Source organism: Chryseobacterium endalhagicum, assembly GCF_016745235.1.
GTDB classification, from domain to species: domain Bacteria; phylum Bacteroidota; class Bacteroidia; order Flavobacteriales; family Weeksellaceae; genus Chryseobacterium; species Chryseobacterium endalhagicum.
In genome coordinates, this window is record NZ_JAELVM010000002.1 from 854,901 (window position 1) to 870,190 (window position 15,290).

Annotated in this window: 14 protein-coding genes; all 14 read right to left on the reverse strand. The window is 35.9% G+C overall.

Annotated elements, in window-relative coordinates:
• Position 1: 1 nt before the first annotated feature.
• Positions 2–1,573 (reverse strand): hypothetical protein, encoded by a 1,572-nt coding sequence (locus JET18_RS14155; RefSeq protein WP_202092086.1) that lies wholly within the window; start codon positions 1,571–1,573, stop codon positions 2–4.
• A 1-nt stretch (position 1,574) separates the two neighbouring features.
• On the reverse strand, positions 1,575–2,360 hold the full coding sequence (locus JET18_RS14160) for a class I SAM-dependent methyltransferase (protein WP_202092088.1): 786 nt from the start codon (positions 2,358–2,360) through the stop codon (positions 1,575–1,577).
• 249 nt (positions 2,361–2,609) lie between these two features.
• Positions 2,610–3,539, reverse strand: coding sequence for a glycosyltransferase family 2 protein (locus tag JET18_RS14165; RefSeq protein ID WP_202092090.1), 930 nt, complete (start codon positions 3,537–3,539; stop codon positions 2,610–2,612).
• Positions 3,540–3,592: 53 nt separating this feature from the next.
• A complete protein-coding gene (locus JET18_RS14170) occupies positions 3,593–4,993 on the reverse strand; it encodes a hypothetical protein (RefSeq protein WP_202092091.1) in 1,401 nt (466 codons plus the stop codon).
• A 142-nt stretch (positions 4,994–5,135) separates the two neighbouring features.
• Positions 5,136–5,804: an NAD-dependent epimerase/dehydratase family protein gene (locus JET18_RS14175; protein WP_202092092.1), complete on the reverse strand. Its 669-nt coding sequence runs from the start codon at positions 5,802–5,804 to the stop codon at positions 5,136–5,138.
• Positions 5,805–5,875: 71 nt separating this feature from the next.
• The gene (locus JET18_RS14180; protein WP_202092094.1) at positions 5,876–6,817 is read right to left on the reverse strand and encodes a glycosyltransferase family 2 protein; all 942 of its coding nucleotides are present in this window, start codon (positions 6,815–6,817) and stop codon (positions 5,876–5,878) included.
• A 9-nt stretch (positions 6,818–6,826) separates the two neighbouring features.
• A complete protein-coding gene (locus JET18_RS14185) occupies positions 6,827–7,912 on the reverse strand; it encodes a glycosyltransferase WbsX family protein (RefSeq protein WP_202092096.1) in 1,086 nt (361 codons plus the stop codon).
• Positions 7,909–8,541: a DapH/DapD/GlmU-related protein gene (locus tag JET18_RS21965; protein ID WP_202092098.1), complete on the reverse strand. Its 633-nt coding sequence runs from the start codon at positions 8,539–8,541 to the stop codon at positions 7,909–7,911. Before JET18_RS21965 ends, JET18_RS14185 begins: the two co-directional genes overlap by 4 nt.
• 5 nt (positions 8,542–8,546) lie before the next feature.
• On the reverse strand, positions 8,547–9,704 hold the full coding sequence (rffA, locus tag JET18_RS14195) for a dTDP-4-amino-4,6-dideoxygalactose transaminase (protein ID WP_202092099.1): 1,158 nt from the start codon (positions 9,702–9,704) through the stop codon (positions 8,547–8,549).
• A 68-nt stretch (positions 9,705–9,772) separates the two neighbouring features.
• The gene (locus JET18_RS14200; protein ID WP_202092100.1) at positions 9,773–10,405 is read right to left on the reverse strand and encodes an acetyltransferase; all 633 of its coding nucleotides are present in this window, start codon (positions 10,403–10,405) and stop codon (positions 9,773–9,775) included.
• A gap of 72 nt (positions 10,406–10,477) precedes the next feature.
• Positions 10,478–11,605: an ATP-grasp domain-containing protein gene (locus tag JET18_RS14205; RefSeq protein ID WP_202092101.1), complete on the reverse strand. Its 1,128-nt coding sequence runs from the start codon at positions 11,603–11,605 to the stop codon at positions 10,478–10,480.
• Positions 11,602–12,924 carry a glycosyltransferase gene (locus tag JET18_RS14210; RefSeq protein ID WP_202092102.1) on the reverse strand — a complete coding sequence of 441 codons (1,323 nt, stop codon included), beginning with the start codon at positions 12,922–12,924 and terminating at the stop codon, positions 11,602–11,604. The genes JET18_RS14205 and JET18_RS14210 overlap by 4 nt, the downstream gene beginning before the upstream one ends.
• Before the next feature lie 2 nt (positions 12,925–12,926).
• Complete coding sequence (locus JET18_RS14215; protein WP_202092104.1) at positions 12,927–14,162, reverse strand: ABC transporter ATP-binding protein; 1,236 nt, start codon at positions 14,160–14,162, stop codon at positions 12,927–12,929.
• 43 nt (positions 14,163–14,205) lie between these two features.
• Positions 14,206–15,054, reverse strand: coding sequence for an ABC transporter permease (locus tag JET18_RS14220; RefSeq protein ID WP_202092106.1), 849 nt, complete (start codon positions 15,052–15,054; stop codon positions 14,206–14,208).
• Positions 15,055–15,290: the final 236 nt, after the last annotated feature.

Here is a 15,290-nt window from a genome sequence, read left to right on the forward strand (position 1 = left end):
TTTATTTTTTTTGAAAATTGGAGGGAAGGTATAAAGTAAACCTTCCTGCTTTTACTACTTTATATTTTTCAGGATGATCCACGAATTTCAAAGGTACAATTTCTCTTTCGAGGAAAGGATAGTCGTTACTTTCGAGATAAATGAAATCATCTGGTGTTTTACCTACTTTTTTTATGATGAACCTTACATAGTCTTTGAGCGCAAAATAATAATAGATAGGCGGGCGGGCATCTAAAATATACAGATAACCTACCAAGTGATTGCTGGAATAGATTACATTAGGCTGGTTCTGAAGATACGGGCGAAGATCATCGATATCTTTTTTCCTTTCTTTATCCAAATACAGATCATGTCCGTTTATTTTCACTTTTGAAGTCTGCTCCAGGTAAACAAAATCTTTCCAGCCTTTATCATACAGGAAAAGGGGATAAACAACCACGGTATAGGTAAAAAAGGCCAGGTAAATCAAATACGCCCTGAAGTTGTATATAGAGATCACTACAATATTAATAACCAGGAAATAATAGATCTGATACATGGCTCCTCTGATGTAAAAATAAAAACCGGACCCAAAGGCAAGCCCAAATGGTAAAAGTACCAATGCAATACAAAGCGTTTTCTTTTCTAAAGAAATATTTTCTGCAATATAAAACCGGTATAAAAGCAATCCTGTGTATACATACAGAAGAAAAAGATTGAAATAGAAAGAGGATATTATTACGACTGCAATACCTGCATAAAGAAGAAGCTTATCTATATTTTCTTTCTGTACTTTCTTTTTTCTCAGGAAAAAGATGGTTAGAGATAAAGGAATAAAAATAAAGCCAACGACCTGTGCAAGCCAGATTATATAGAAGCGCTTGGGATGCTGCTTGGGATGAAACTCTTTATATATTTTGATGTATTCAAACTGTTTTATAAAGACAGACAGATCTTCGATAAAAGTAAAATAAAAAAGAATGCCCGCTGTTATCCCCGTAAAGAATAAGTAAATAACGGGTTTGTTTTTTTTCCAAAAATTAATAAGAAGGAATAAGATTATTGGGATCACGGTAATAGAATGCGGAATCCCGTTAAACAGTAAAATTCCCATAAAAAATCCTGAACAAATCAATAGCCACTTTTTATGGTATATCAGAAAGAAAACGATCATGGATAATGCAAGATTGGTGAGAATTGTATTACCATGATACTGGTTGAGAATGACTATTGTTCCCTGCCAGGTTAAAAAATTAATAGCTGTTCCCAGAAAACCGAATAAAATAGGGTGAATTTTAAGTTTATAATATTTTGAAATGCTATAGAACAGTAAAAAAGACGAAGAATTTAAAAGTAGAAAAGTAATGATCCGAAAATGGTAAATATTGTCGGTATAAAAGACTTTAAAAATTCTGAAATAATTCGTGGAATCTACTGTAAGAACATTTTTTGAATCCTTGAAATGGAATAAATAAAAGGCTTCGTCGTTCATCACGAGACCTTTATTAAAATTGGAATAAACTAAATATCCCATCATCAATGAGGAAATAATAAATAGAATCCCTGCCAGATTCCAGTATTTAATTCTGTCCATACTATTTTTTTTCTGCATGAATACTAAATCCTGATGCCACATTTTTGCTCATCGGATAATATTGTAATAAGACGTCTAAAAATTTGATCGGAAAAGTCAGAACCATAAACAGCAGGTACAGAATGGTATGGAGAGGCTTTATCCCAAATGAGAAAACAAGGGCAAACCATTCCTGTACTACCCACAACATCCCGGAAGTAGGGCCAATGGGTTTCAGGTTTAAAATTTTAAATTCTTTAAACTGATGTTTCATGCCTTCATAAGTAAATCTTTGAAAATCATATGGTGAGGCATGGAATGGCTGCATAAACGGAATAAAACAGTAAATTTTTCCGCCTGGTTTCAGAATCCTGTGGATTTCTGCAATCACTTTCTGAGGATTCGGGACGTGTTCAAGCACAGCAATATTGATGATGTAATCAACAGAATTGTCCTTAAATGGAATATTTTCGATATCACAGATGATATCCACATTTTCATAAGGAAGTAAATCTACATTCAGGAGATCTTCTCCAAGATCTGAACTTCCGCTTCCCAGGTTCAGGGCAACAACATTTTTTCCTTTAATCTCATTTTTGATGATCTTTCTGATGTCAAAAAGAGGCTGAGGATAAACGGGGCTTATAAATTCTATAAGCAGATTATAAAATTTCCCGAATTTTTTTAATTTATATTTTATTTTATCAAGAAAGTCTGTTACAACTTCTTCCTGAACAGGAACAAAAATATATTTCCCATTCTTTTCCTGAAATTTATCTTTAAATAATTCTGTATCGATTTTTTTCATCCTTAAAAGGTCCTAATAATGTTATTAATTTTTGCTGTTGCTTATCGCTCAGTTTAATATAATGGAAGTCTTACCAGACCTTCTTCAAATGGTCAGAGTTTTTTCTCATTAAATTCACTTTTGTGAAGATACAGATCATTAAAAATCGTTGTGACTGTATATCATTATGAATGTAAAATATGTTGCTGGTAGTCTATCAAATCAAAATATCCTTTCCAGGAAATAGAATTGGATTGATGGATAAATATTTTATTCATGGCTATTTGCTATTATTTCTTCATCAATGATGTAAACAGGTCTGTCTTTGACCTCGTCAAAAGTTTTCCCCACATACAGTCCTACAATACCAACACAGCAGATTATAGCGCCGGAGAGAAACCATATTGATAAAATGAGTGAGCTGTATCCGGGTTCGGTTATTTTTCCGCGAAGTGTTTGGATTAAGAAAAATATAGCTACAAATACGGAGAGTACAGATATAGCCCCTCCAAATCCTACACATACTTTCAGGGGTTTATTGGAAAAGGAGACAATAATATTAAATGCTAAAGAAAAAAGTTTAGTAAAACTGTAGTTACTTTTGCCTTCCATCCTTTCATTGTGCTCCACACTTATTTCATAACGGTTATATCCAACCCAGTTTACAAAAAGAGAAAATGCTTTAATGTAATCGTTGATATTGAGTATACTGTTGATAACTTTTCTGTGATAAATTCCAAAGTTGGCCACCTCTTCATTCACCTTCATATCTGTCAGATAATTAAAGGTACGGATAAAGTATTGGGAGGTTAATCTTTTTATTACATTATCTTTTCTTTCTTTTCTTTTAGCCTGCACCAGATCGTAACCTTCAAGAGCCTTTTTGTAAAGCTTCTCGATTTCTTTGGGCTGATCCTGGAGATCACAGTCCATTACCACTATCCATTCACCAGTAGCCTTGCTTAAACCAGCCATAATAGCAGGATGCTGTCCGAAGTTTCTGCTTAATCTGAATATTTTCATATGGGCATTGTTTTCAGCAAGATCTTTCATGACTTTCCAGGAATTATCCGGACTTCTGTCGTCTACAAGAATAATTTCATATTTTTCTCCTATCCTGGACATTACAGCGTTGATCTCTGAGACCAATAAAGGAAGTGTTTTTTCTGCGCGGTAAACGGGACTTATAATACTGATCATTTGTGGAATAAATTTTTTCAAATATACTAATATTTACAACTCCGGGTGAATACTTATTGTTTTCCGGATGTTAGAATTACCTTATTCTCGTTTGTAAATACATAGATATTTCTATTAAAGATGAAAGGTTTTAAATTATCGTAGTTTTCCTGTGATATAATAAGAGGATATTTCGTCATCTTATACGGATTGGAATTGTAATCCGACTGCCGTTTGATAGGTGACGGAAAATTGGTGAGCCACCCAAAAAATATATATTTTCTTTCCGGATTTTCAAAAGCTTTTCTGGAAATTAAATAATGATTGGAGGTAGGGTCTGCCAGGTACATCTTATCTTCCGGAAGCTGGCTTTCAATCTTCTGAATGTAGTGTAATTTTTTGTTGGCAAAATAAGTATTTTTACTGGTATCCCTGATTTGAAACAGTAAAAGTACAGACGTCAGTGCAATTAATGAAACCGATAATGTCCGGGATTCATTAATATTCAGAGACCTGACATACAGAAACAGCAAGCAGAAAAGAGTAGAATAGAGGATCCTGTATTGTACAATATTAGAATATCTAACGGTAATGTAGATCATCAGGATATGAAGAACAACAGCAAGTGCAATTTGGAATCTGCGTGTAGCCAGACTGACTGTTAACAGTACTGCAATTGCAATGAAATAGGCTTCTACATTTGAATAGGCAGACATTAATGTCTGGCTTACGGGAACCTGATTTTCTTTTCCGTAAGATGCCATTTTATTTAAAGTTTCTTCGCTGAGGGTTTCTGTGAATATATAATTTTTTAAAAGGGTACGGTCTTCAATATTTAATTTAAACTCTTTGATAATATTTTCGTCGTCAATATTGATATTCGGATTATTGGTAACCGATCCACGGGCTTTATTATAGGCAATATAGCTGCTCCAATCAGGATTGTTTTTATAGCTCAATTGATTGACCAGAAAAGATATCCCAATTAACACGCCTCCAATCAGTGCTACTTTAAAGCTGAGCTTTTTATTCAGCGGAAATAAAAAGACCATGAAAAAAATGGGATAGGTGAAAAAAAACATTTCAAATCTGACTAATGACGATAGAAGCATCAGCAGAATTGATAAAGCAAGCAGCCTCTTATTGTTGTCTGTAAGTCCATATAGCTGCGTAATTACCGCAGAAATGGCCAGGAATCCGGAAACATAGCTAAACTGAAACCTTGATAAAAAGTATAGCAGACTTAGATTGAATAAGGTTAAAACAAATCTTTTGCCCTGGGTTTCATATTTTATAATACAATATAAGTTTGAAAAAAATGCTGTGATGAACAGAGCAGCCTGCAGGAGTGAATACCACTCAATACCCGAAAAATAAGTATAAAAAAACTTCAGAACAGAACCGATAATGATATTAATAAATACCAGATGAGATTCCGGCTGCCCGGTTAAATATCCGCTCGCAATAAACTTCATGATCACGTCATCATTTTGCTCGAAAATTATAGAAGAGAAAATAAAATAAGACAGTAAAAAAATGATGCTTATTATAAAACAGGCGCTCGGAGAAAACAGGATCCGGATACTGGTTTTTAACAATTCTTTTTTTAACATGGAGCTATAGATAAGTGATAAATAATTTGTTAATGTATTCTTCCGGAGAGAAATGATCAAAAAAAGCTTTTGTACTTTCTTCGAAATTGATGTTGTAGTAAGCGCCTTCGTTCGTTACTTCACATACTGCTTTCTTCCCGAGGTGTTTTTCCAGAGGAGCAATTACTTCTTCAAGAGAAAACTGATAGGGATAAACCAGATTGAAGACCGTATTTTCTATCGAATCTATATGCTGGCTGATAAACAGGGCAATATCATTCACTCCAATGAATACTCTTCTCGCATTGCTGTGAATCTGGATTTTTTTACCGGTTTCAATAGCATTGTTAAGAAAATTAATCAGTGTATTCATATTTCCACCTTTTCCTACGGCATTACCGACTCTGAAAATGGCGTATTGATCACAATTTTCAGAGATCATTTTTTCAATATTCAGCTTATGAAGCACATAGGGGCTTTTCGTTTTTGAAGAATCATAAATACTGCATGTTGAAAAATAAATCAATTTTTTTTCAGGAAATTTTTCAATAATAGAGTGCAGGAGGTCAATCTCTCTTTCGAATTCAGAGGTTCTGGTTTCCAAAGAATTAGAAACCCCTGATGCAAAAAAGATCAGGTCTTCACGGTCAAAATCTCTTACAGCATTTGCTAAAACACCATTTCCAATAATCATCTGTATATTTTTTTCAAAGTGTGTATAATATCTTTTATGGGAACTTATAAAAGATATCAATAAAATAATTTTTATAATTTGTTTTTCAATGCAAAATATCTGTATCTGGTTTTAAGAAGTTTAGGATTCGTCAATGAATATAATGCATATGAAATATATTGATTCAAGCCTGATTTTGAAGCTACTTTTGCGCTCAGATATTTCAGTTTAAATAATTCCAGCGCTTCTCCCGGCATTTCCTGCTGCTTCCTTGCCCAGGTGAATAAGGAATAAAATAATTTTTCCTGATTGCGGTAATAGGCCTTCGATTTGTTCGGAACGGATGAGCAGGTATTGTTTTCATGTCCTGTTCTCATCGCAACAGCCTGATCTATAAATCCTGACTTCAGATGGCAGTGATAAGAAAGCTTTATGATAAAATCTCTGTCCTCATGCATTTTCATGCTTTCATTAAGTCTTAATTTAGACTTATCAATTGCTGATTTCCTTAATGTAGTGGCAATCAGTGAAAAGAAAGTCCCGAATGCAAGATTCATCTGGGATAATCCATAAAAAACCTCCATTCCTTCTGCATGATGACGAACCGTAGTTAATCCGGTGTCATTGATGACGGACAGATATTTCTTTTTTCCTTCTTCTGTTATGAATTCTACGCCTATAGCTCCGAAAACACCATCAATTTCCGGATTTTTTAAATATTCTCTCTCTGCATCGAAACGGTTAGGCAAATAATAATCATCCGCATCCAGAAACGCAATAAATTCCTGTGAAGCCAAATCCATACCGAGATTACGCGTTGCGGAAACGCCGTGGTTTTTTTTGTCCGGATGCTGAACCAACTTTACCCTATCATACTGCTCCGAAATCTTTTTGGAGATTTCCAGAGAACCGTCGGTAGAACAGTCATCTATCAATAAAACTTCTTTTACTTCGGGAAACTGCAGAACGGAATTCACTGCTTTTTCTATAAAAGCCGCTGCGTTGTATACGGGTATGATTACAGATATTGTCATTAAGGAAAATTAATAGGTATTTTCATCTTTAAAAACTTCAAGATACTGTCTGCCATATCTTCTGTCCGGTTCCATATAGTTTCCTTCCGCCCATTCATTCCAGGATTTGATGAAGATAAGTCTTTCTTCTTCTGGTTTATCTTTCACCATATCTAATGAATATTTTACATGCTCTCTGAAAAGTGCCGGATTGGAATCATGAAGGACAAGCGTTTTCCCTTTACTTCTCGGAGAATGATCCCAGTTCGGGAACAAAGTAGGAATTACATTTTTGTTCCTGGATTCTTCGCCCAATAAAACTTTTATGGCGTCCCTGTATTCATATCTTGGAATATCTGTAGCATATTTTTTTAGCTTATATTCCAGCTTTTCTTTTAGGGTAAGGGTAGGTTTGGGCAGCTGTCGCTGTACTTCATTCATACGGACTACATTCACGGCATCCAGGCCTAAATCTAAAATTTCCTGATATCTTCTGTAATCAAAGAGATGGCCTACGAAATAAATACCTTCCAGACCGTTTTCTTTAGCCAGTTGAGTCCACAGATCTAAAAATGCTTTCACATCAGGAATATCAAAGGCCTTATAAATCACAAAAAGAGGCTTATTATTTACCCTGATATAGCGGCTGTCTTTAAACGCAGGCAACAGCTCATAAAAATGAGCGGTATAATCTTCCACCCCGGGATAAGTTTGCTGTGCCAGTATCTGATTGTCAAGACCATGCCATACTCCTTTCCAGGTTTCATTGGCCCAGGCCACGCAGAAAGGGAAATCGGGCTTCTTGCTTTCCACAACTTCTTTGAAAACTTTCTCTAAAATTCTTTTGCCATTTCCAAACCAGTAATGCCAGTAGCAGAATCCTTCAATACCATGTTCTCTTGCCAGATCAGCCTGCAGCTCACGGACATCCGGAACACGCAGGTCATAAAACCCTAATTCACTGGGTAAGTTAGGTTGATGATGACCCGGGAATAATGGTTTTGCTTTGGTGACATTCGTCCATTCTGTAAAGCCTTTTTCCCACCACTCATCATTTTCCGGAATAGGATAGAATTGGGGAAGGTAGAAAGCTATGGTTCTGGATTTTGTTTTCATTCACTCGTTTTTTGTAAATTATCTAATGTTTTGATCAGCTTTGCAGGAATCCCGGCAATCACTGAATTTTTCGGGAAGCTTTTATTAACCACAGAATTGGCTCCAATAATTGAATTTTCGCCAATGGTGACGCCGGGTAATATACAGACTCCTTCTCCTATCCATACATTATCTTCAATGATAACAGGACCTTTGGATGACAGAGGTCTTTTGGCGGGAACCAGCCCGAGATCTTCCGCACTTATATTTCCATGGTAATGATCTGAAATATAAATTCGGCTGGCCATCAATACATTATTACCAATGCTGATCTTGTCTATGGCTCCAATGTGAACGTCGGAATTAAAGCTCACGTTATTCCCGATATGAATTTCCGGCTGGAAAGATTTTCCCTGAAATTGGTCCCATGCTTCAAGCCTCAGATTAAATAATGAGCTGAAGTTATCACCAATACTTATATGTTTTGGATTTTTGATCCAATACATCTCGGGAAGGCTTGAATTTTTTCCGAACGCTTTGAAATGAGTTTTTCCCCAATTGTTATTCTGCTGCTGTTTATATTTTTTATACGCTTCAGAATGCAAAACTCCGAATAAAAATCTGATGATATGTTTTTTTATAAAGCTCATATTTTTTATATCTGACTTTCCAATGATGAAAAATATTCATGGATCAGACTGTTAATGCTTTTTTGTTCCGATTCTTCAAGTTCATAATAGAAAGGAAGTCTTAGCAGACAATCTGTAAAATGATCTGAGTTGGGAATATCAACAGGTGAGTTGTCTTTCAAAAAGAATTCACTTTTGTTCAGGCTTAAATAATGAAATACAGGATGAATATCTTTTGCTTTTAAGTACTGAATCAGAGAAGATCTTTCTTCATAGCTTCTGCAGATTACATAAAACATATGGGCATTATTCGTAGCGTAAGAAGGGATTTCAGGGAGTTTTATAAAACCTTTTTCCTGCAATGGCATTAAATTGCTGTAATATTGTTCCCAGATTCTGATTCTTTTTTGCTGTATAATGTCGAGGTTTTCAAGCTGTGCATACAGGAAGGCAGAAAGTATTTCTGAGGGAAGAAATGAAGATCCGAGATCTACCCAGCCATATTTATTGACCTCACCTCTGAAAAATGCACTTCTGTTTGTTCCTTTTTCACGGATGATCTCTGCACGCGTGTTGTATGTGGGGTTATTGATTACGAGTATTCCTCCTTCTCCCGAAATGATATTTTTAGTTTCATGGAAAGAAAAAGCAGCAAAATCACCAATGGAACCCAATGCTTTTTTGGTTCCGTCGGAAAAGGTGTAATAGCTGTCGATGGCCTGTGCTGCATCTTCCACTACAAAAAGGTTATGCTTTTTGGCCAAATTCATGATCTTTTCCATATCACAGGCAACACCAGCGTAATGTACGGGAACAATGACTTTTGTTTTTTCGGTGATATGCTTTTCTATTTCTACAGGGTCCATATTCGGATTGTCTGAATATGAATCTACAAAAACTATTTTTGCCCCGCGCAAAACGAAAGCATTGGCCGATGAAACGAAGGTATAACTGGGAACAATGACTTCATCTCCCTGCTGAATATCACACAATATAGCAGCCATTTCCAGTGCATCAGTACATGAGGTAGTAAGTAATACTTTTTGAAAACCAAATTTTTCTTCAAAAAAAGCATGGCATTTCTTTGTGAAAATTCCATCTCCTGAAATTTTACCGCTTTTTACCGCTTCTTCAATATATTTAAGTTCGTTTCCTACTATAAATGGTTTATTAAATGGGATCATAGTGTTTTAAATTTTGAGTGTTTAATTAATCAGTTTTAAGATGTTAGAATAATTATTATTTTAGTTTCCTACCGCACAAATCTTACGGGATTTCCTACATAGAGTCCTGCCGTATCAATATCTTTAATAATAACGGCACCGCCTCCGGTCTGGGTTTGGGCAGTTACCGTAATATTATCTATAATTGTTGAATTAATACCTATAATACATTGCTCCTGAACATTTACAAAGCCTGCTATGGCAACAGACGGAGATAGAAAAGAATGCTTCCCTATAACAGAATCATGAGCGATAGTACATGAAATGTTTACGAGTACATTTTCTTCAATCCTTACATGTTGATCAATGGCACAACGGGGATATATGACAGATCCCGGCCCAATTACTGCTGATGAATCTATGTAGCAGGATGAATGTATAAATGTGTGAAACGGAACTTTGCCATCAAGTTTCTGAAACAATTCCTTTTTTGCATTAAGGTGTTTATAACCGATTGCTATCAGAATAGCATCAAATGCTCCCTGCTGATACTTAGTGATCACATCATTATTCCCTCCAATAACGGGGATTTGGTTGATAATAGTGTTCAGAGGCTGAAATTCATCAAAGAATGCAACCACTCTGTCACTGGAATCCTGATGGATGTGATAAGCAATTTGCTGTCCTAAATGACCGGATCCTATGATAGCAATTCGTTTCATGTTCTTTATAAATTTATATTATATAGCTTGTAATTGATGTAAGAAGTATATTTAAAATTTACATCAATTTTTTCATTCTAAAATTATTTTATGGTCTGACTGGTAAATCAGATAACCGGATCTGTCGTTGCTTGACTGGGCAGGTTTGAGCTGATCCGATAAAATTTCCTTTCTAACGATATAGGTTTCTTCCTGATTGCTTTTAATGACTGGAAGCAGAAATTCTGTTTCTTCAGATAAAAAATAAACCCCTGAATACGCCTTTGAATGAATGCTTTCAGGAAGTGTGTATTGATTTAATGCAATATCTAATACGGCCTGCAGATAATCAAAGCCTGTTGATAGCTGAACAAGATCAGAACCGATGAAATCTCCTCCCATGCGGCTTCCGATTTCTATGGGATAAATTTTCCCGTCTTCTGTAATCATCAGTTCTATATGAGAGGCTCCATTTTCTACCTTTGTGGCATTCAGAATCTGATAACTGATATCCTGGATGTTTTTTTTGATTTCTTCAGAAAATCCAGTGGGCTGGTGGTGTGCAAGCTCCACAAAATAAGGCTCTTCGGTTATCTCTTTATCTGTTATGGTAATAATTAGGTGTTTCCCCTTGTAACTTATGGTTTCTACACTTACTTCCCGCCCTTTGATGAACTCTTCTGCTACACAGGTTTTAGAAAAAGAGAATTTTATAGCATCTTCTATTGCTTTTTCACACTCTTCTGTAGAATTCACTTTTATGACTCCCAGACTTCCTGAACGGTCAGAAGGTTTTATGATTAAAGGATAAGTGAACGATTCAAAATCTTTTACATTGAATTCTGAAACGGTGACGGATTGTGGAGAGTTTATATGGTTTTCTTTAAAGCATTTTCTCATTAATGATTTATTGGTAGTCAGTAATGAACACTCAATGCTGTTTCCGGACAATCCCATATTATCGGCCACATAGGCTATCGTGGGGATGCATATATCTGTAGCAATGGTAAGTATACCATCAATCCCTATTTGTCTGCATTCTTTAAGAATAGCTTCTTGCTCCAGAACAGAAATATCATAGAAATAATCAGCAATATCTTTACAAACTGCCTTTCCGTCGTCCCATGCAAAACAATGAACTTCCAATCCGTTCTCTTTTGCTTTCTGAACCAGAGGCAGCTGTAAATAGCTGGCTCCTAATATTGCAATTTTCTTTGTCATTTAATTTCTAAAATTTTGGTGAAAATTTCTTTGGCGTATTCGTAGGATGAAAACTCCTGAACCTGTTGTACTGCATTTTTTGAGAAAACAGCATATTCGTTTTTATTCAGTTCAAGTATCTTTTTAATTCCTTCCGCTAATTGTTGAGTGTCTTTCATGGCTGCTTTATATCCGTTGTAATCATTTATGACCATGTTTGTAAGAATGCCGGTATCAAAACCTACAACGGGAGTTCCACAGGCCAGGGCCTCTGAAACCATCATTGGTCCGGAGTCCTCAATAGATGAGTTTACAAAAACGTCAGTGGCCTGGTATAATAATGATAATAGCCTGTAATCTTTGATGTAATCTATTTTCTGCTTTTTAAAAGTAACCCTGTCAAATTCTTTGTTGATGCTGTGGGAAACAACCAAAAGATTTATTTTTTTCTTCAATTCTTCCGGAAGCTGCTGGTCCAGCAGTTCTAAGGCTTCAATAAGATATTTAAATCCTTTTCGGGGGTCATCCATGTTCTGTGCTCCAGTGAGGATGTAGAAATTATCTTCTTCTAAGGAAAAAATACTTTTAGCAATGCTTTTATTTTTATCATTAAGAAGCTGGGTATCTATTAAACTGTTAATATTATAGATGACTTTCTGATCCCTGTAAATTCTTGATTTTTTTGCCTGCTCCAGTGTTAAGCCGGAACCTGCTATAATCTGGAAAGAAGCATGTTTTGAATTCTGATATTTCTTTTCCAAATTATCTTTTGCAACATGTTTCTGGGATTCATCCGGAATAGCCGGGCAATGATCACAGCTGTTCATATATCCTTCACATCCCCATGAGAAATGGCATCCACCTGTAAAGTGGTTCATATCCACTGTGATGTTGTATATTTTAGACTGCGTGGCTTTGTGGATATTTAAAAGATCAGTACTGTTAAGAAAACCAATGGTCATACCCGTGAAAATATAGTCCGGTACAAAACCCACAGATTTCAGGAGGCTGTCTACGTTGATATTTTCAGCAATTTCATCTTTGCTTAAAAAGGAATACTTACTGTCTGTTGTCAGTTTCTTTTTAGCAGCTGCTTCAGATTGGAGATTCGTGAATTTTGACTTTATCCGTCGCAGTATTTTCTCTGTTAAAGATGAGATTTTAGTAGCCGGAGAATGTTGTATATGAATATAAGGTTTTATAAAGTCATCGGTTTTTGTTTTGCTCTTTACACACATTACTACTTCGTGTCCCATATTTTTAAAAATATGAGCCACTTTGTACATAGCTTCGTATGCGCCGTTCACATCACCGGTGGATAAAACTAATATTTTCTTCATAATTACATCCATATCACCGGAGGATGAATGATTCCATTATCCGTATCTCCGGTAAGAAAGTTTTCATGACCTGTTTCAACAATATTGATCTGCATACCTCCCTTAATATAGTCATAAAGTTCTACTCCGGGAGTATCCAGAGCCACAGAAAGAATATACGTATTCGGAATGAGCCTATTGCCTTCAATTTGTATGGATAAGCTATTTTCATGCAGATCTCCAAATGTTTTTCTTGTAATAAATATGACATTTTCAAATTTATCCAGAATGGCAATATTGATACGGACCCCTTTTTCAACCGATCTGTTAATATAATCTATACTGACGTTGATGTCGTCGGTATGGCTAAATTCCCTTGTTTCAATATTCTGACTATTGGTAATTTTAATATTGTGAATCTGGGCCTTTTTACTCAGATCTTCAATGTATTTGAACTCAGAATTGGGAGATAATTCGTTGATGATATAATTTTCCAGAACCTTACTGATGCCACCCTGATCTACAAGCTGGCCGTTTCTCATCAGGATACCGGATGTACATAATTGTTTAACGGCGGCCATATTGTGGCTTACAAATAAAATGGTACGCCCTTCTCCCTTGGTAACATCACCCATTTTCCCAAGACATTTTTTCTGAAAATCGGCATCTCCCACCGCCAAAACTTCATCTACAATCAGGATTTCAGATTCAAGGTGTGCGGCTACGGCAAATGCAAGGCGTACGTACATTCCCGAAGAATATCTTTTTACAGGGGTATCAATATATCTTTCTACTCCTGAAAAGGCAACAATTTCATCAAATTTTCGGGCAATTTCTTTTCTTGTCATTCCCAGGATAGCACCGTTGAGGTACACATTCTCACGTCCCGTCATTTCAGGATGGAAACCTGTTCCTACTTCCAGTAAAGAAGCAATTCTTCCATTGGTATAAATTTTTCCGGTGGTAGGTTTGGTCACCTTACTCAGGATTTTCAGCAAAGTGGATTTTCCGGCTCCATTTCTGCCGATGATTCCCACTGCACTTCCTTGTTCTATTTCAAAGTTGATGTCGCGGAGTGACCATACATATTCCGAATTTCCTTTCGTTGTTCTGTCATTGGTTTCACCTATTTTTAAATAGGGATCTTCTTTGCCTCTTACTTTGTGCCAGAATCTGTTTAAATCGTGAGATAATGTCCCTGTTCCGACTTGTCCAAGACGGTACTGTTTTGATATGTTTTCTGCTTTTAAAGCCAGCATATTTTTAATTGTAATTTAAAATTAATAAAAAATCAGAGCTCTTTTATACAGTGTCCATAAAAGTTTTTTCAACCTTGTTGAAAGCAACAATGCCTATCATCAGCAGAACTAAAATGATCACTGAACTGATTCCCAGCATTGCCGGAGAAAAATCTCCCACACCAAGCCAGGCAAATTTAAAGCATTCAAAAATACCCGTCAGCGGATTGTAATAAGCTACATCCCGGAAAATACCTCGTAGTGCAGATACCGGATAGATTACGGGAGTTGCATACATGTATAAACTGATTCCGAATCCAAGCAGCATGCTGAGGTCTTTATATTTTGTAGTAAGTGACGAAAAAATCATTCCAACTCCCAGGGCGAAAAGTGCCATGAGAAGGATCAGAAAAGGGGTTGCCAAAATCCAGATGTTTGGATGGGCTTCTCCTTTAAAATAATAATATGCCCAGCCTAAAATGAATAAAATAAACTGTACTCCAAACCGCATAAGATTGGATAATACAATAGACAGGGGAGTTACAAGTCTCGGAAAATAAACTTTTCCGAAAATTCCGGCATTTCCTGAAAATGTGTAAGAGGTTGCGAGTAGGGATGTGGAGAAATAATTCCAGAGGGTTACACCAGCCAGATAGAACAAAAGAGGAGGTGCACCGTCTGTAGGAAGTTTGGCGATTCTCCCAAATACGATCAGGTACACGATCGTCGTTAAAATTGGGTTGATGAAAAACCAGACAGGTCCTAGTATAGTTTGCTTAAAGCTGGAAACAAAATCTCTTTTAATAAACATGTATACCAAATCTTTATACTTCCATACTTCTTTAAGTTTTAAATCAAATAAAGAATGGTTGGCATCAATCGTTTCCGTCCACTTTTGCTGTGGGTCATTCATTTGTGTAAGTTTTTGCAAATTTAAAATATTTAATTATCATTCAACTTTTTCATTTAGTGAATTATTATTCACATAAAACCGAAAACAAGAACTAATATATTAATATTTGTTATTATGAACAAGGAACTATCAGCTATAAAGCCAATAGCCCCTGAAATTTATAATAAGTTTTGTTGTTTGTTAACAAATTATTTAGAATTCATACTTCTGCTTCCGTTGATCTGAGGGAAAATCGT